This window comes from Marinobacter sp. (genome assembly GCF_048259445.1).
In the GTDB taxonomy this organism is placed as follows: Bacteria; Pseudomonadota; Gammaproteobacteria; order Pseudomonadales; family Oleiphilaceae; genus Marinobacter.
Window position 1 is genome coordinate 171,842 of record NZ_JBLXHQ010000005.1, and the last position, 17,838, is coordinate 189,679.

The 17,838-nt window shown below is 54.1% G+C and carries 11 protein-coding genes; all 11 read right to left on the bottom strand.

The features are described 5' to 3' along the window. Positions 1 to 280: 280 nt before the first annotated feature. The gene (locus ACN0RL_RS05980) at positions 281 to 2,089 is read right to left on the bottom strand and encodes an InlB B-repeat-containing protein (RefSeq protein WP_417514744.1); all 1,809 of its coding nucleotides are present in this window, start codon (positions 2,087 to 2,089) and stop codon (positions 281 to 283) included. 49 nt (positions 2,090 to 2,138) lie between these two features. Further along, the gene (locus tag ACN0RL_RS05985) at positions 2,139 to 3,032 is read right to left on the bottom strand and encodes a hypothetical protein (protein ID WP_417514696.1); all 894 of its coding nucleotides are present in this window, start codon (positions 3,030 to 3,032) and stop codon (positions 2,139 to 2,141) included. 404 nt (positions 3,033 to 3,436) lie between these two features. Beyond that, the gene (locus ACN0RL_RS05990; RefSeq protein WP_417514698.1) at positions 3,437 to 4,249 is read right to left on the bottom strand and encodes a thioesterase family protein; all 813 of its coding nucleotides are present in this window, start codon (positions 4,247 to 4,249) and stop codon (positions 3,437 to 3,439) included. A gap of 54 nt (positions 4,250 to 4,303) precedes the next feature. Continuing rightward, positions 4,304 to 5,107 carry an enoyl-CoA hydratase-related protein gene (locus tag ACN0RL_RS05995; protein WP_417514700.1) on the bottom strand — a complete coding sequence of 268 codons (804 nt, stop codon included), beginning with the start codon at positions 5,105 to 5,107 and terminating at the stop codon, positions 4,304 to 4,306. Between the two features lie 131 nt (positions 5,108 to 5,238). Further along, entirely contained in the window at positions 5,239 to 6,462 is a 1,224-nt protein-coding gene (gene sstT / locus ACN0RL_RS06000) for a serine/threonine transporter SstT (RefSeq protein ID WP_417514702.1), read from the bottom strand. 195 nt (positions 6,463 to 6,657) lie between these two features. Further along, the gene (locus ACN0RL_RS06005; RefSeq protein ID WP_417514704.1) at positions 6,658 to 8,295 is read right to left on the bottom strand and encodes a GMC family oxidoreductase; all 1,638 of its coding nucleotides are present in this window, start codon (positions 8,293 to 8,295) and stop codon (positions 6,658 to 6,660) included. A 66-nt stretch (positions 8,296 to 8,361) separates the two neighbouring features. Further along, positions 8,362 to 10,017, bottom strand: a complete 1,656-nt coding sequence (locus tag ACN0RL_RS06010; protein WP_417514706.1) for an acetolactate synthase large subunit — start codon at positions 10,015 to 10,017, stop codon at positions 8,362 to 8,364. A gap of 14 nt (positions 10,018 to 10,031) precedes the next feature. Beyond that, entirely contained in the window at positions 10,032 to 11,654 is a 1,623-nt protein-coding gene (locus tag ACN0RL_RS06015; RefSeq protein ID WP_417514708.1) for an FAD-dependent oxidoreductase, read from the bottom strand. Between the two features lie 106 nt (positions 11,655 to 11,760). Then, positions 11,761 to 13,101: an NADH:flavin oxidoreductase/NADH oxidase family protein gene (locus ACN0RL_RS06020; protein ID WP_417514710.1), complete on the bottom strand. Its 1,341-nt coding sequence runs from the start codon at positions 13,099 to 13,101 to the stop codon at positions 11,761 to 11,763. A 53-nt stretch (positions 13,102 to 13,154) separates the two neighbouring features. Beyond that, positions 13,155 to 13,781: an SOUL family heme-binding protein gene (locus tag ACN0RL_RS06025; RefSeq protein WP_417514712.1), complete on the bottom strand. Its 627-nt coding sequence runs from the start codon at positions 13,779 to 13,781 to the stop codon at positions 13,155 to 13,157. A 163-nt stretch (positions 13,782 to 13,944) separates the two neighbouring features. Then, positions 13,945 to 17,793: a DUF3427 domain-containing protein gene (locus ACN0RL_RS06030; RefSeq protein WP_417514714.1), complete on the bottom strand. Its 3,849-nt coding sequence runs from the start codon at positions 17,791 to 17,793 to the stop codon at positions 13,945 to 13,947. Positions 17,794 to 17,838 lie beyond the last annotated feature (45 nt).

The following is a 17,838-nucleotide window of genomic DNA, read 5'->3' on the forward strand; positions in this document are numbered from 1 at the left end:
ACTTAGCCCTCTGTTCTATGCTCAAGCTACCGAAAATAAGTGCTGATCGAATGCATGCTCTCTGAACCATTGAGTACGGAAGCTGATATCCATGCGCCCGACTTCTGACATTGAGATGTAAATGGATCTATACGCCTAAAAAAAGCGCCAAGCGGTGCGGGGTTTCCGTCGCATGGCGCATTTTACATTGCGGTTCCTAAAGCCACTAACTAATAGCGATAGGTTGTTTGGTTAAATCTTCGTTTTTTGCTTTTCAGAGTAGCGGCATAGCGCCCACCATTCATTGCCATGCAGCCTTATCCCAATTGGTCTCGTCCCAAACTGCTGCCTTAAGTGGTTCCTTAGCGAACACAGCAGTAATCTGCGAGTCAGTACCGAACTCCGTAAGATCAACCTGAAAGTCCGCCTGTTGTTTGCTGAGAACGTTTCCATTCTGGTTGATCCACTGGACAAAGATGAAGCCTGTTTGAGGGGTGGCAGTAAGCAGAACATTGCCATCCTCATCATATGACTGGCTAACTTCACCTTGTTGTGTATCCGAATCTGTCAGAGCGGTGAAGGCGTATACGGCAATCAGGCTTAAGGGATTCTCCGGCATGGTAAATGACGCTGGTGTCTTCAGGTTTTCATCTTCAGCGAATACGCCCGGCCGGTTGCCTTCACTGTTCACCCAAGCATAGAACTCGAACCCAGGTTCCGGATTCGCGGTTAAGGTTACCATCGCGCCAGGCTCGAAGAATTCCTGGTCTGCCAACGGCGCACCACCTGTCTTCGGGGCTGCCTTAACAGCGAGGTTCGCTGAGAATTCAGCGACCAGATTGTTAGTGGAGTCCGTGGAGAACGAGAAAGAGCTATTAGACGAAAGCTCAACGCCATCTTTCGTCCAACGCTCGAATGCGAAACCTTCAGAGGCAGAGGCCGTTACCGTAACGGTTTCGCCCACACTTACCTCGAACACAGACTGTTGTGCGGAGCCTTGGCTGGCAAGGGCAACATTGCCAGCGGCCGCAGGGAACGTTTCAAGCGATAACTCTCCGACCTCTCCGGCGAGATCAGCCGATGTTAATTTTGAGTCAGTACGTGCGTTTTGGCTGACCATATCATCCGTCACACCCAAGTCCGCGACACTCTGGTTATCAACTCCTACTGAAGTACGTTCCAAGTTGAGAATGGTGAGCGTGTCGGCGATCGTTTGCCCTGATGCGTTCGGAATTGGCAACGCTTCGGGATCTACCGCCTCCAAGTCTGCAGCAACGGCAGAATCGTCGACCCGACCGTCAGCAAGGTCGTCAGTCAGAGAGTCGAAGAACGTTTCTATGGCCGCTGTTTCTGTGTCACCGGAAATATTTGCGATTACAGCAACGACGGCTTCAGATGCCTTACGATACCTGAGCGACCGTTGCCTTGAACTGGCATCAACCGAAGAATTGGTCAAAACGGGTGCAGTGGTGAAAAGGTCGATTGGTCCGCCGGGGTCACCCGCATCATCAAGCAGGTCGAAGCCGACTGTTTTACGAACTACCTGTTGGGCTTGTGCAAGTGCACTGCGAACCTTTGCAGTGCTGACTTCAGTGGTTCCACCAATATTGCGGGCGGCAATACCCACTGCCATGTGCGATAGAGGGGTCGCATAGACAGGTTGACCTCCAAGCCACTCGGATGCCTCAGCAACGGTACTCAGCCGAGTGAGTACCGGTGGTTGCCCGGTTGTCAGGTCTATCGTGTTTGCGTTTGCGGTCACCACAACAAGGAGCAGACCTTGGGCATCAACCGGCAAATCCACGCGGATGTTCGCCTGGCTATTCGTGATGCCGGAAGCTATTTGTGCTCCCCGTAAATTCTTCGCGCTAGTATCCAACGCAAAAACTTTGACGTCGGCATTCGCCAGCGGACCTTTGGTGGCATTACCACCAACGGTTTGAACGTTTGTCGTATTCTCGACTGCCGAAGTGGAGTCGCTGCTGCTACCACCACTGCAAGCTGTGATAAATGCCAAACATATCAAGGCCGCCAGCGGTCTGAAAAGGCAAAACGAATAAGCCGATCGGGCTTTCCCGAATAGCTTCGTTAGCATCGTCTTAATTTTCATATTCACTACCTTATGGAGTCTGTCCTGGATGCGGTTCTGAGCTAATTAATTATTGAGTGAACCATCCGCTACTCAGGACACCATCAGCAAATGGCGTATTAGCAAGATCTCCGACAGCTTGACCGTCAATGCGGTAATAAATTGCCTTTGCCGGCTCAATTTCGCCTGGCTTACTTTCCAGAACCATGCCGACGTTTTTAGCTCGAAGGCGGAGGTTTCCGGAGAAGAAGCTCTGCATCATCACATCGTTAAATGTGCGATCAACCGGGGCGACAATAGTTAGCGGCTTGCCATATGAGGTGACAATTGAAGAAAAGTTGTATGTTCGGTCAATTTGGCCATTTTCATCGCTCCAAATTATGACAGATTGAATCAACTCAGACCCGGCTAGTGGGTTGCTGGTTTTAGTCTCTCTATAGCCTTCGACGCTATGGTTAGAGTTTGAGTCAGAAGTTTCCGATGCATACGCTTCGGAAGTAACGTTATTGGGGTCGTCAGATAGATTTTTATGAGCGATCCATGACGTTCTGTACCAATCTGCAACTGTCGGGTTATCACGAGACGCGCAGACTTGCCCATCAATCCAGATCTTATCTGGTTGTTCGATTCCGTTAGGGGTCTCTACGGACTCTTCTTCAGTGTTGTCGAAGAAGACTCGAAAACGGTATTTGTGATTGCAGGAGTCCCCATCACCCATATCTTGCTTAAGAACAATCACGTTCCTGGAGCCAGGCGCTCCACTAGCCGAGGCTCTAAGAACATATTCTGGTCCAAACTTAGTTGCACTAGCGGCCGTAGTGGCTTGGGCAAGAGCTTCAAAATTGGCGTTCACTTCGGCAGCCGATGCGGCTTCGCCGGCGGCGAAAGTGTGAGGTAGTTCGACCGCACTGGCGAATGCTGAAACCATAACCGTTACTGCAGCAAATGAGCTTTTCAATAGCATGTTTATATTCCTATTATTCTCGGGTGTTTAAAATTTAATTTACCGAAGAAAATTGAAAGAGAAATAAGTCGGATGAGTCTACATGTATTGATCGTAACATTGCTGCAGGATTAACAATTCTCCACATTTAACCTTAAAACGTAACAACTTTTAAACAGGTTAAAATTTACCGTCCAGCAAACCCGTCTTTAGCCGTGAATTCAAATAATCCCGGACCTGCGTAGGGCTGCATGCATCTAGCCTCAGCCATTCGCTAACCGGACTCTGTTGGAGGTAGAAGGGACATCGGCGTTGATAAATGCTGTCTGCCTGGGCCTGATCATCGGTGGCGATCTGACTACCGGCGAAACCATCCTCATCGACGGCGGCGCGCACCTGGGTGCGGCGCCGGTTCGTCGCTGAGCTTAGCCCTGTGCCCAGGGCATCTTCATGGTGATGATAGCCTGTAGAATCTTGCCCACCGGGCCCTGGCTGTCGAACAGTGTGGTCTCCACCAGGCCAACGCCGGTCTCCTGCATACGGCTGCGGGCATCCAGCCCCAGCCATTCGCCTACCGGTGCCCGGTGGAGATACAGCGTAACGTCTGCGTTTATACAACCCACCTCACTGCTCAGGCTGAGCTGACCAACACCGTTACCAAAATCACAGAGCGTGGCCGCCATAACAGTGGGGCTTGTTTTGACCCCCTGAACCAGCGGCAGTGGCAGTTTCATCCAGGCAATTCCATGGCCTTTGGCCTTGACGCCATCAATGACGACAGCTTTGGCCGTGCTGTGCAAACCCACCGGGCTGAACTGGTTCTGCCAGCCAGCGGCCTCAGAAATATTTGCCTCAACAGGACCGGAGGGAGGCTCAAATTCCGGTGCCGGAAAGCAGCCGTATTCCGGAACCGATACCGAGCTGTTTTCAAGAAAAAGTGCGCTCGCCCGGGCAACTTCTGTATCCCCCGCCAACAGCGACGCCTCCAGAATCTGAAGCCTCTTACCACCACGCACCAGCCGGGTTGAAACCGTCAAAGGTGAATAGGGAGCCGGCCGCAGCAAATCCACTGTGAGCCGCGTCATATTCAAACTCTCGCTATCCGACGCCTGCTCCACCGCATGAGCCATCAAGCCGACAACAGGCCCTCCGTGCAGATGCTGGGGGCTCCAGGGGCTGCAGCATGCAGGCGTAGGCACATACAAGTCACCATCACGCTGAAAGAGCGCTTCAGTCATGAAATATCCTTTTTTATAAGAAGTGGGTAAAAGAGAGTGTAACGACCCGAGTCGTTACCTCTTCGCCATGGATTCCAACATCCGGTTTACCGCATCCAGATGCTCTGGCTCGTTGTGGCACATGCCTTGGAACACAGCGCAAAGGTCCAGAAAGTCCTTCAGTTCCATACGCTGGGCCATCTTCATCAGGCGTTTGGTCAGGCGGGTGGCTTTCGGGGGCTGGCTGGCGATGCGTTTTGCCATATTCATCACAGTCGGCATCAGATCATCCGCAGGCACCACCTCCAGAACAATACCCAGCTCTTTTGCCTCACCCGCCTCCACAATGCGACCGGTAAGCGTAAGCTCAAAGGCCCGCTGATAGCCAATCAGGCGCTGCATGAGCCACGCACCGCCGTCGCCGGGGATGATGCCCAGATTGAGGAAAGTCTCACCAAATTTGGCTTTCTCTGAGGCGATACGAATGTCGGCCATGTTAGCCAGATCAAAGCCGGCACCGATGGCCGGACCGTTCACTGCGGCAATAACGGGAACTTCCACGCCTTGCAACGCCAGCGGGATCTTCTGTATGCCTTTGCGATACCGGTCCGCACACTCGGCCACATCACCGGCAAAGTCACCGCCACGCTCGGCCATATCGCGAACGTTCCCGCCCGCACTGAAGGCAGAACCGGCTCCGGTGATAACCAGCACAGACACGTCATTGCAGTGATTTACCCAGTCGGCCGTGGTAACGATGTCGTCAATCAGATGGGAACCGGTCAGGGCGTTACGCAGGTCGTGTCGATTCAGAGTAAGCACCGCAACCCGGTCTTCGAGAGTCAGCAGAGCATCGGTGAGATTGGGAAGGTTGTTCATCAGGAAATTCCTTTGGGGTTGGCACGCGCCCGGTCCGGGCCGGGCAAAATTTTATGCCTAGGATAAACCACCGGCCGGGGTTTATCTCCCCGTAGCTACCAACCCGCATTCCAGGTAGTGGGTCAAGGCCCTCAGCCCTGCTTTGCTTCGGCCCGACGACAGGCCGCAGCGGTGAACAATACATCGGTAGAGGAATTCAGTGCCGTTTCGGCGGAATCCTGAACTACGCTGATAACGAAGCCGATAGCAACTGCCTGCATGGCCACTTCTGTTGGTATCCCGAACAGGCTGGTTGCCAGAGGAATCAGAAGCAAGGAACCGCCAGCAACACCGGAAACACCGCAAGCCGCGAGCGCCGAGACCACACAAAGCAGCAGCGCAGTTCCAAAATCCACAGGAATGCCAAGTGTGTGGGCAGTCGCCAAAGTGATCACAGAAATTGTAATAGCAGCACCGGCCATATTGACGGTCGCGCCCAGAGGGATAGAAATTGCGTAGGTGTCCGAATCCAGGTTCAAGCGCTCAGAAAGCGCAAGGTTTACGGGAATATTAGCTGCCGAACTGCGTGTGAAGAAGGCAGTGATGGCGCTGCCACGCAGGCATTCAAACACCAGTGGATACGGGTTTCGGCGAATCTGCCAGAACACGATAAGCGGATTGGTTATCAGCGCAACGAAAAGCATACAGCCGACGATAACGCCGAGCAGTTGGCCGTAGCCAAGCAGAGCACTGATGCCCGACTCCGCCAGTGTATTGGCAACCAACCCGAAGATACCCAAGGGTGCAAAGCGAATAACACCACGAACGATTCCAGAGACGGCGTCTGACAGATCATCAAGGCCCTGGCGCGTCGTATCGCTGGCATTGCGCAACATAAAACCGAGGCCAACCGCCCACACCAGTATGGCAATAAAATTAGCCTCCAGCAGCGCTTTGACCGGATTGTTTACAGCGCTGAGCACCAGGTTTTGCAGAATTTGCCCGATATTTTTGGGCGGATTACCGCTCACACCACTCAAGTCCAGCGATAGCTCCGTAGGCATCAGAAAACTGGCAATCACGGCAACGACGGCAGCCGCAAGTGTTCCCACGATATAGAGAAGCAACACACCACGAATATGGGTGGGCTGCCCCTGCTTGTGGCCAGCGATGGCTGCTGCCACCAACACGAAAACCAACACCGGTGCCACGGCTTTCAATGCCTTGACGAAAAACTCACCGAGCAGTGCCACTGAGCTTGCAGCGTCAGGCGATATAATGACCAGAAGCACACCTGCGACAATGCCAAGAGCAATTTGAGCCACAAGCCCAAGGCGCAGTAAAGGTCGAAAAACGTTGCTCAGTGCAGAAAACATGAAAACCTCGTATTGCAGTTTTAATGAGACGGATGGTCCGGTGGGCGCGTAGAAAAGTTGCAAGCGTGGCAGGCCCGGATGAAGAGGACATCAGGCGCGCTATGATAACGCAAAGTTGCGATGTGTAAACGAACGATCCGTTCGACAAGCCAACGGCTTATTATGAAAGTGAAAGCCAGACTGCCCGCGCCGGAGTCACAAGTCGCCAGATAAGCGAGTGGCATCCGGAACGTGTTTCAGCGGGTTCAGAATACTGTGCGCACCCTTTTCGGCAATCATCACGGTCGGTGCATGAATGTTGCTGCCGGTAATGGTAGGCATCACAGACGAATCGATAACCCGCAGCCGCTTTATTCCGTGTACCCGCAGCTCCGAATCCACCACGGCCATGGCGCCCTCCCCCATGGCACAGGTGCCTGCCGTGTGATAGACCGTTTCGACATGGTCGCGTATCCACTGGCGCAGCTGTTCATCGCTCTGGACCTTCGGCCCCGGGCTTTCCTCCCCGCCATGAAAAGGTTCCATAGCGGGCTGGGCAAGAATCTCACGGCCCAGGCGGATGCCCCGCATCAGGGCATCAAGCTCTTTTTTCTGTTCAAGGTAACGGGCCTGAATTACCGGATGGGCAAACGGATCGGCACTGCTTAACACCACACGGCCGCGGCTCTCCGGGCGCAGGTGGCAGATGTGCAGCACAAATCCCGCGCGCATCGACGTAAACAGCCCACGGCCATGGGGCTGCATTCTTATGGCGGCAAACTGCAGTTGCAGATCCGGGATGGGCTCGCTGGGGTGCGAACGCACGAATCCACCGCAGTCGGTGGGCGTGAACACAAAATTCTTCTGCCTGAGCATCCGCGTAAAGAACGCCAGGCTGTTACGGGTGGGTGCAACTGCCAGCGAGGTGCCGGTTTTGTCCCGGCAGCGGATGATGACATCGGGGTGATCTTGCAGATTCTCACCGACACCCGGCAAATCATGAACCAACGGAATGCCGTGGGCCTGTAATTCTTCCGCCGGGCCTACGCCGGAGAGTTTGAGCAGTTGCGGTGAGTTGATAACGCCGGCACTGAGGATGACTTCCCCGGCTGCCGTCAGGATCTCGCGAGTCCCCTTGGGTCCGTTGCGGGTGATTTCCACGCCGGTGGCAACCGTGCCATCGAAGCAGATCCGGGTAACATGCACGCCCGTCAAAACCGTGAGGTTGGGCCGGCCCATGGCTTCATCCAGAAACGAGTAGGCGCTATTCGCGCGCTGCCCGGAAGGTGTCTGGGTTACCTGGAAAAAACCACAACCTTCCTGTTCAGCACCATTGAAGTCGTTGCTGATGGCCTGACCAGCTTCACCGCAGGCGGTGACAAAAGCCTCACTGACGGGAAAGTGGTAGTTGGTATCCACAACATCCATGGTGCCCTGATCGCCATGCCAATCGTTGGCGCCCCGCTCTTGCCGCTCTGAGCGTCGAAACCAGGGCAATACGCTCTGATAGTCCCAGCCAGGATTGCCCACTGATGCCCAGTGATCGTAATCCTGCGGGTGGCCTCGCGTGTAAATCATGGCATTGATCGAGCTGGACCCACCCAGCGCGCGCCCACGGGGCCAGAAATGCTGGCGGCTGCCGGTGAGTGCTTCCGGCTCCGTGTGATAGCGCCAGTTGTAGGTACGGCTTTTCATCAACATCAACATGTTCAGGGGGTTGCAGTTGCGTATCCAGTGGGTGCGATCGCTGGGGCCTGCCTCCAGCAGGCAAACCCGGTTTCCCGGGTCTGCCGACAGCCGGTTGGCCAACACACAGCCCGCCGAGCCGGCCCCGATGATGATGTAGTCGTACATGGCGGTTCCTGTTTTTCTGATTCTTGCGGCGTCAGGGCAACCCGCCACGGGTCGCCCTCTGCAGGCTCAGGGCGCGATTTTGTTTTTCAGGCTACGAGAGAGCGACACAGGCAGGCTCGGCAGTGAGCGCAACACCCAGGGCAGGATTTTTCGTTTCACCCCGGTCAATGACTCCGGCACCATGGCCTCAATCAAATGAGGCCCCGGATGCGAAAGAGCATATTCGAGGGCATGGTTAAAGGCTTCAGCGGTGTCTACCCGCACGCCATGAACCCCCATCCCCTGTGCCAACTGAGCGAAATTAAGCACCGGACCATTCAGATCCAACTGGGATTTGGCCTTGGCTCCCGCCTCTTCCGCACCGACACGCTCCAGCTCAATATTCAACACAGAGTAAGAAGCGTTGTTGAATATAATGCTGGTGACATTCAATTGCTCACGCGCCATGGTCCATAGCGCCTGAAGGGTGTACATAGCGGTGCCATCGCCGATCAGCGCAATCACGGGCCGTTCCGGACACGCAATTGCCGCGCCGACAGCATTGGGCAACCCTTGGCCGATGGCTCCCCCGGTCAAAGTAATCATGTCATGGCGAGGGGCAGCTGCGGTCATGGTATTCAGCATCAGCCCGGACGTGATGGCCTCGTCGATAATAATGGCGTTCTCTGGCAGGTAGTGGCCAACGGCTTTACAGACTTTGGGTGCGGAAAGGCGACCACGGGGTGCAGATGGGCGCTGTAGCTGCTGGATCTCGGGCTGGGCTGTGTCTGCCCCCAGTATCCCGGCCAGTTTGGCAAGGCTCGCATGGGCGTCCTGTTCGGGGCGGGACAAAGTGTGAACAGTGCAATCATCCGGCACCAGATAGCTCTTTTTGCCAGGGTAAGCAAAGAAGGAAACGGGTGCCTTGCTGTCCACCAGAATCAGGTTGTCGATGTCGGCCAGTTGCACACCTGCCAGTTCCGCAAAATAGGCCACGCGCTCAACCGGCGGCAGGCCTTCGCCGCGCTCCATACGAGTCGGGAAGGTTTCAGCCAACAACTTCACACCGGTAGCTGCAGCAATCTTTGCGGCCGCCATCAGGGCCGGCCCTCGCAGCGCTCGCCCGCCCAGCAGCAGCGCTGTCTTTTTTCCGGAGCGGATGGCATCCACCACAGCTTGTATGGCGTCATCGTCGGCCACCGGGGGCTCTGTTTGCTTCGGCAGGGCACTGGGGCTGCCGCCCTCACCCCATGATACATCGGCGGGAAGAATCAGGGTTGCCACCTGCCCGGGCAGGCCACGGGCCGTCGTGATGGCTTCCACGGCATCCTTACAAAGTTCGGCTGTAGTTTGTGAAGTTCGGACAAAACCCGGTGACACATTGCGAGCGACCGTTTCGATATCCGACTGCAACTGGGCGTCGTATTTCACATGGTCTGTTGCGTGGTCACCAACAATATTGACTACCGGCACCTTGCCTTTGCGGGCGTTGTGCAAATTGGCGAGGCCGTTGCCGAGCCCGCAACCCAGGTGCAGCAACGTAGCGGCGGGTTTATCGGCCATCCGGGCGTAACCATCAGCTGCGCCGGTTGCTACCCCTTCGAACAGTGCCAGCACGGCTCGCATTTTCGGTTCATCATCCAGCGCCGCCACAAAGTGCATTTCGCTGGTTCCCGGATTACTGAAACAGACCTCGATACCAGCGTCCACCAGGGTTTTCATCAGGGCTTGCGCACCGTTCATTGGGAATCTCCTTGTTATTGATTTATTGAGCCCGACAAGATGGACCGTGCCGCCGCCCGGGCGGTCAAGATGCAACCCGGTAAAAATGTACCTTCCAGAGACCGTTTTCCATTACTGCCGCCACCACCAAAACCGGCAGCTTCTCCGACACAGTACAGCCCGGGTATGGGTTGGTTGTCAGTGCCAAGAACACGGGACATCAGATCGGTACGCAAACCGCCGAGGCTTTTGCGCGTAATCAGCTGCATGCGTATGGCGATAAATGGCCCTGCACCGGTCTTTTGCAGCGGAGCAGGCTTGCAGGTTCGCAGTTTGTCTGGCCCCCATTGGCGGGCATGCAGTATGCGACGGATCTGATCATCATTTTCCAGCTTGCTGCCAGCACAAAAGTTTGCATCGAAGGCATCGACTGTGGCTTGTAGTGTGGCCAGATCGATATCGTGCGAGCGAGTCAGCGCATTCATTATTTCGGCCAATTCACCGAGCGTGTCAGCAACCAGAAAATCGTCGCTTTCACGCGCCATTTGTTTGACCAGATTATGATTGCCGGTCAAAGTCTCGAACACGAAACGAACCAGCTGCTTGTCGCGTATTCGCTGGTTGTGTTCGGCTCCGGATATCGCAAATTCTTTCGCCGCAATGCGCCAGTTCAACAGATGCCAGGTCCAGGGTTGCTCCTGCTCGGCAACACGTTGGCAAAGCCAGTGGGTATCAAACCCGGTCACCAGTGGCTCCGGGCCAATCCGATTGCCTTTGTGGTCAAGCCACAGGGCAGATTTGCAAGGAATGGTTGATAAACCGTGGCCTTTGAAATGCGGATAGGGATGGGGAAAGCCGGCGGCGTAGTTCCACATTTCGCCCGGGTTGACGATGTTCCCACCCAACTTGTTGGCTACTTCGTGGTGCAGTTTGCCATCAGCATTCGGGTGGGCTCCATTAAGCATGGTCTTTGGCATGGGCCGATCTTTCGGCCAGTTAGCGCGAGTCTGTTGATGGCCTCCGTTGATTCCGCCCGTGGCCACCACCACCTGGCTGGCAGTAAAGCGAACCTGCTCACCGGTTTCGTGATTGGTGCCGGTGGCGCCCGTAACAAGACCGCTGTCGCACTCAAGTGAGTCAACGCTGTGCCGATGAAGTATCGTGAGACGATTGTCCTTTCCCGCATCGCGCATGGCCGTAATCAAGGTGCGGGTGAGCTCCCGGGAGGTTCCATACACTATGTGATAGCGCGGCACACTGTTCCCTTCACCTAACCGGCCTCGCTCAACCCAGTTCACCGCAGGCAGAAACTTGACGCCTTCGGCTTTCAGCCAGTCGTACACCTCATTACAGCAATTCTTTACATAGTAGCGAGCCCAGGCCAGGGAATGCTCGTCGCGGGTATCCAGCTCGCCAAAGCTGATCCAGTCTTTCAGAGCACGCTCCGGGTTATCCGAAATACCCATTTTGCGTTGCAGAGGCGTGCCAACCAGAGCCATCCCGCCAAACGCCCACAATGCCAGCCCACCCAGACGATCCGGCGTATCCTTGTCTACCAACGTAACGGTTTTGCCCGCCCGCAGGAGTTCCAACGCGGTTACGATGCCGGCAATACCGCCGCCAATAACCAGCGTGTCTGAGGTAATTTGGTTGGCCATGAAGAAATTCCTTGGGGCTAAACGGACATCAGCTTCCGATCCTGAACGGCAACTCTACGTCGCATCCCGGGATTATGCGAGCCTCGATATATGATGATCCAGAGCATCATCTTGAAAAAAGGCGGGACTTTTTCACCTGCCGGGCCTGGCTCAGTTCATCCTTCAGGTATGCCCCGACGGCCTTGAGGATACCCAGGTCTGGATCAGCCTCTTCGTCATCCGCCAGCCGGAAAATCTGCTGGTAGTACCAGGCCTGGCCACCCAGTACGTTTATTATTTTGAGTGGCATCAGCGGACTGGCAGGCGAGAAAAATCCCCGCTGGGCAAGCTTGACGTGATCTTCGTGGCAAACGGTCTTATCGATGCGCCCTTCAAGCAGGTCCCTGGGCGTATCTGGATCCGTACAGAGCGGTCGGCCAAGGCCAATGACATCGGTTTCCCCACTGGTAACCACCTCTTCCATAAACGTGCGTGTACGGAATCCACCGGTGACCATCAACGGGCAATCGCAAACCTCACGAATCGTCTGTGCATAATCCAGGAAGTAAGCCTCTCGCTTGCGAGTGCTCTCGCGCATGGCAGGCCCATCGCTCGCGGTGTCGGCATCACCACTGTACCCAAGAAGACGCGGCTGTTCGTACGTGCCGCCGGACACCTCCAGCAGATCAATCCCCTCTTCATTGAGCCAGCGCACCACGTTCACAGACTCATCGAGCGTAAACCCGCCCTTGCGGAAATCGTCGGAATTCAGCTTTACCCCTACCGGAAACTCCGGCCCCACGGCAGCGCGAGTAGCCCGCACCACCTCAAGCAGGAAACGGGCGCGATTTTCCAGCGACCCTCCCCAGCGATCGGCTCGCTGATTGGTGGCCGGCGACAGAAAAGACGACAACAGATACCCATGAGCCCCATGCACCTGAACACCGGTGAAACCCGCTTCTTTGGCAATCCGGGCCACGTTGGCAAAGCGCTGGATAAAGTCGAGGATCTCAGGCTCCGTAAGTGCCCGTGGGCGGGCATAGTTACCCATCAGCGATAGCTGAACCGCCGAAGGCCCTATGGGACGCGAGGTAACGTAACGCGGCGACTGACGACCGGCATGGGAAATCTGCATCCACAAATGGTTGCCGTTGCGGGTGCCTGCTTCGGCCCAGGCACGCAACTGCGCCATACCCTCGGGCTCGCCCTTCCCTTTTGATAAATCGGGCGCCGGATCAATAGCCACGTTACCCGGCCGCTCCAGCACCCGATGATCAATCATCACATTGCCGGTAATCAACAGCCCCGCCCCGCCCTCGGACCAGCGCCGATAAAGCGTTTCATGGCGGTGTGTGGCATGCAGGTGATCGTCTGCCAGCCCCTCGGTCATGGCAGCCTTGGCGATACGGTTCGGCAGGACTGCCCCGCAAGGGAGTTTCAGGGGTTGGGCGAGGGGCGATTCGGACATGGCATCATCCTGCTGGTGTGAGTTCGTTGATTTTCAAATTTCGATCCAATGTGTCATTGCGCCTGTTCTACGGGAATCAACACTTCGTTCCGTCTCAAAAACCATGGGATGAACGGCGCGTTATAACGAGCCCATACCGGCGCTCCCGTTGCGATGTACCCCTTTGTATCAATCCACTTTTCCAGCCTGGATTTGTTCTTTTGATAACCTGACTCACTCCAAAGCCCGGAGTAGCGAATGGCCGCCATGGTCTGTTCCGGCACAGAACGTAAAGCGATCCGTTCGTCGTTGGGTTTCGGTATGCTGTCCATCGTAAACGAACTGGGCATCATAAAACTCACCACCCATTTACCATCAACCTGGGTCTGCCCTACTGGTGCCGTCATGTCGATTTTCTGGCTCTCAGCCACCTGGCCAACGGGCGCGGTCATGGCGATTTCCGCTTGGGATTGGTTATTGCCGGAAATGTATTTAAACAAGCGACCAAAAGCGTCACTGCCCGCATCTTCAAATTCTGTGTCAACGACCGTCTCTGCAACGATCTGCGGCTCGTACTGACGCACTTCCAGATTGTCTTCCTTCAGAAGTACTGAGTATTCCGCTTCTTCTGTTGCCATGGTGGTTGCCGATAAGAACATTGAGCACAGTGCGATAACAAGCGCTGCCTGTCGTTTAAGCATGATGTTTCCTTTCATGTTTACCTTAGAGCACGAGGACTATCCTCGAGCTTTAAGGTTTAAGCTCTCGCTGTGTGATCTTGGAGTTGCATTGGAAAACCGATCTAACTTGGTCCTACCGAGTCAACCAATGCGATTAACAGTTAATACCTCCGGTCATGGTGCTTTAATCCCTCGAACTAAGCCGTAATTTCACGCTCATTGGCTTACTTCCCTCATGGCTCTGATACTCAACGGGACCGAAATAAGTGAAGGGAGCAGCTTTGCCATTACGCAGCTTATTGTCGCGGACAAATAAGTGCACTGATAGCCCGAGCTTTTTGTGGTTCGTCAACTCCCGTCCTCGCTTGCTCTGGGGCGTAGTCGAGTTCTGGCTCTGCCAATGAAATGTGTGCTCATCAATCCAATGATCAACATAGCGGTGCTGGACGCCTTTGCCCTGCTTGTTTAACGTCACCAACAAAATATGGGCATTAGCGTCTTTAAGAAAGACGTGACCGCTTTGCCAATTGCCAGGATTAAAAGTCGCTCCGAATAACTCCGGAATCTCCTCTCTCGGGATTTCCTGCCCAACAGCCATCTCCAATGGATCTATAATCTCGCAAAAGCGTGCGAACGTTCGAAACTGTTCGAGAAGCTCTGGAGTGACGATAATGTCTTCATACTCTGGGTTAGCAGCTTCGAGCCGATACTCACCCACGTGGGATTTACGAACCGTCCGGAGAAGATATTGTGTGTCGCCTGCCTCATCCATCCGTTCAATCGCGAGCGTTTTCCCGGTGATCGATCCAGCTTGGCTGGGGTTGATCTGCTCAAGCAACAGATAATCACCATCGTGAATCGGCTGCTTTCCGCCATTCATTGAGTTACCCGATGCTCTGGCGATGAAATGACGATTTGGCTCTATTCGCCCGTGTCCCAATCCGATGGACCTGTAATCCGGCTCTTCAGCGTGACTGCTCCTGAAGTGCCCACAAGCGATCTTCAAGGATGGGAAATAAGGCAATTCCGTTCCAGAAGTACCAATCGGCAAAACATTGTCAAACGACGACTGCTCGTGCTTGGTAGACTGCCGTGCCTCATAGGAAGCCAAGCGATAATCAATTAACTCCTGAACCATCTCTTCGAAAGGAGGTATCTGATTGCCTTCTAGCCCAATAACTGGCTTAAATTGATCGCTCTCAATCTCAAAAACGGGTGGAGACTTATTGGTCCAATGATCGACAGGGTTCTTCTTCCAGTATTGCTGCCATTGCGCCGAGTAACCATCAACGTCCTTCACTGAAGCAGCAATTTCTTGATACAGCCTTGGTTGACGCTTCAGTGTCTCCCAGGATGCTTGAGCCAGTTTCGAGAGCTTTGGTGGTCTGCGCCAACCGCCTAGCTGTTGGAACGCGTCTAGCAATATCATTTTGAATGATTTACTCATGGCCGTTGTTTCAACTTCGAGCAAAAATGCTTCGTAACGGGACAAAAGCTCTGTCTCAATCTCGGTTAGATCGTCCATATCTCGAACCAGCCCAAACCAGCTTCCATGCAGCTTGCGGGTTTTGGTGATACTGGCACCGAAATGGTAGTACTCGGTAAGGGTTGGGCGACGACCCAATGTATCTTTCAATACCTGATAATCTTTTTCAGCGCCCTGATGATCAAGGGCTTTAAGGAAGTCGATCACCTCCAGATCGTAATTGATAAAGCACCCGTCTGGCAGGTCCAGCTGGTTCTTTTCAGCTTTTCTGGCAAACTCCGCTAACTGTCGGTGATTCATCGCCTGGCCAATGAGCGCCTGAGGTTTATGCAGGAAACTCTGGTGGTTACCAACAAAATCCAAAATCACAAGTTTGTCTTTCCCAGTGGACACGCTTTTCCGTAGGCCCCGGCCAATTTGCTGAAGAAACAGGATTTTGGATTCCGTCGGGCGCAAAAGCAGCACCGTATCAATGGCGGGCAGGTCGATACCTTCGTTGAACAGGTCGACAGAGAAAATCACATCGAGCTGACCGTTTTCCAGCTTCTCCAAGGCTTCGCCACGAGACATCGCAGATTCACCGTGAACGGCTGCCGCCCTGATTCCTTTTTTTACAAACTGGCTGGCCATAAAATCGGCATGAATCCGTGAAACACAAAACGCCAAGGTCCGGCTTTGCTTTTCTTTACTCCATACCTTGAGCACATGTTTGACACGTCCATAGGTGGCCAGCTTATTGGCAAGCAGGTTGGGATCGAACTTTCCGTTGCGCCAGGGGATCTCGGTATAATCGACCGTCTCGTCGTAGATGCCGTAGTAATGAAACGGCACCAGGAATTCGCCCCTAACGCCCTCAAACAACGGGTATTCGAAAACCAGGTTGTCGTCACACAACGACAGGATATCCGAGCGGTCGGTACGATCTGGGGTTGCCGTTAATCCCAGCAGAAACTGGGGTGCGAAATAATTCAGAAGCCGATGATAGACAGGCGCGGCGGCATGGTGGAATTCATCGACAACGATGTAATCGAAATGGCGTGGGTCGAATCGTTCCAGATGGGTTTCTTTACCGAGTGTCTGTACCGAAGCACAAAGGATATCTACCGTCCGATCACGCTGCTTACCCATGTAAAAGCCAACGCGGCTATGCGGCTTAATTCGCAAGTAGGTTTCAGCCGCCTGATAGAGAATTTCTTCGCGGTGGGCAACAAAAAGAATCCGGCGGGCACCCATTTGAACGGCATCAAACGCAGATAGCCAGGTTTTACCTAAGCCCGTTGCTAACACGACCAAACCTCTGCGGTAGCCTTCCACGCGTGTCAGGTCCAGTGCCTCTAGCGCTTCTTGTTGAACGTCATTAGGTGTCGGAACTTCCTGTTTCTCATCACTGCCCGGTTCCAGTGACTGTTCGGGTGGCTTTCTCCGTTTCTCGTACTCATCGATCCAGTTGTCAGTGAGCGACACAACATTTGGGTGCTGAAACAGTTCATCGAACCTACTGGCAGCCTCGAGGTACCCAGAGTCGGGCGGGAAATCCACCTGATAATTCCATTCCAATCCGTCCTGAAGCGCTTGTCGGCTAATATTGCTAGAACCTATAAACGCCCTGCCCCACATTTGCTGATTCTCAACATGGCCAGCGAAGAGGTAAGCTTTCAAATGAAAACTGCTCCCCTGGCTCTGGTAAACACGTACCTGAGCTCCATGGTCATGCAACAAAACAAGCTTTCTTAGCGCCTCAGAATCAGTAATATCCAGATAATCGCTCGTGAGAATGCGGATACGGGCCGGATCAGATTCTCGCTGGAGCGCGACCACCAAATCAGGGAACAATAGATTCAAACCAGTGGTTTTCACAAACGCTACGGCCATATCTATTCGATCAGCAGACTTGATTGCCTGGCACAATTTCAGCAGAAAATGATGATCTTTACCGCCCGTCGTTAACTTCTCCGGTGAAGCTGGAGCCTTGCTCAGAAGAATGTTCAACCACTGCTCATGCCTATCGGGGCGTTGATCATCAGTGCGCCACATCCGACAGGCTTCCAATCTTGTCAGATCCTGAATCCACTGCTCGGCAATTGACTCGTCAGCATCAGTAAAGTGCCGGCCATTGTGGTTGCGTTCCCCCTTACCGATTTTGAAACTCATGTAGAAAACGCCATCGGGTTTCAGGGCATTCCACAATCGACCAATGGCTTCGGGTACTTCGGCAAGGGGCAAGTGCAGGAGGCTTGCACAGGCCCATATGCCGTCGTAAGTACTGGATTCTTGGATGTCCGAAAAATAGCGATGCTGAACCGATAAACCGGTTTTTTCGCGAGCTATGGAGGCGATGGCGTCTGAACCATCAAAGGCGGAAACACGGTAGCCCTCATTATTGAAAAACAACGCATCTCGGCCAGAGCCACAGCCGGCATCCAGAATATGTCCACCTTCGGAGACTAGCGGCAGGAAATCCTGGTAGAGCTCTTCCATGCTGACTTGAAATGTTGATTCAACAAACGCATCGGCATTGTTGTTGTAATAGGCCAGCGTATCCTTCATCAAATGGTTCCCTTGCGACTAATTAGCCTGAGGTCTATCTGGACC

Coding starts and splice junctions, on each gene's coding strand:
- ACN0RL_RS05985 (WP_417514696.1), bottom strand. CDS start 3,032: ATGCTATTGAAAAGCTCATTTGCTGCAGTAACGGTTATGGTTTCAGCA.
- ACN0RL_RS06030 (WP_417514714.1), bottom strand. CDS start 17,793: ATGAAGGATACGCTGGCCTATTACAACAACAATGCCGATGCGTTTGTT.
- ACN0RL_RS06005 (WP_417514704.1), bottom strand. CDS start 8,295: ATGTACGACTACATCATCATCGGGGCCGGCTCGGCGGGCTGTGTGTTG.
- ACN0RL_RS05995 (WP_417514700.1), bottom strand. CDS start 5,107: ATGAACAACCTTCCCAATCTCACCGATGCTCTGCTGACTCTCGAAGAC.
- ACN0RL_RS05980 (WP_417514744.1), bottom strand. CDS start 2,089: ATGAAAATTAAGACGATGCTAACGAAGCTATTCGGGAAAGCCCGATCG.
- sstT (WP_417514702.1), bottom strand. CDS start 6,462: ATGTTTTCTGCACTGAGCAACGTTTTTCGACCTTTACTGCGCCTTGGG.
- ACN0RL_RS06020 (WP_417514710.1), bottom strand. CDS start 13,101: ATGTCCGAATCGCCCCTCGCCCAACCCCTGAAACTCCCTTGCGGGGCA.
- ACN0RL_RS05990 (WP_417514698.1), bottom strand. CDS start 4,249: ATGACTGAAGCGCTCTTTCAGCGTGATGGTGACTTGTATGTGCCTACG.
- ACN0RL_RS06025 (WP_417514712.1), bottom strand. CDS start 13,781: ATGCTTAAACGACAGGCAGCGCTTGTTATCGCACTGTGCTCAATGTTC.
- ACN0RL_RS06015 (WP_417514708.1), bottom strand. CDS start 11,654: ATGGCCAACCAAATTACCTCAGACACGCTGGTTATTGGCGGCGGTATT.
- ACN0RL_RS06010 (WP_417514706.1), bottom strand. CDS start 10,017: ATGAACGGTGCGCAAGCCCTGATGAAAACCCTGGTGGACGCTGGTATC.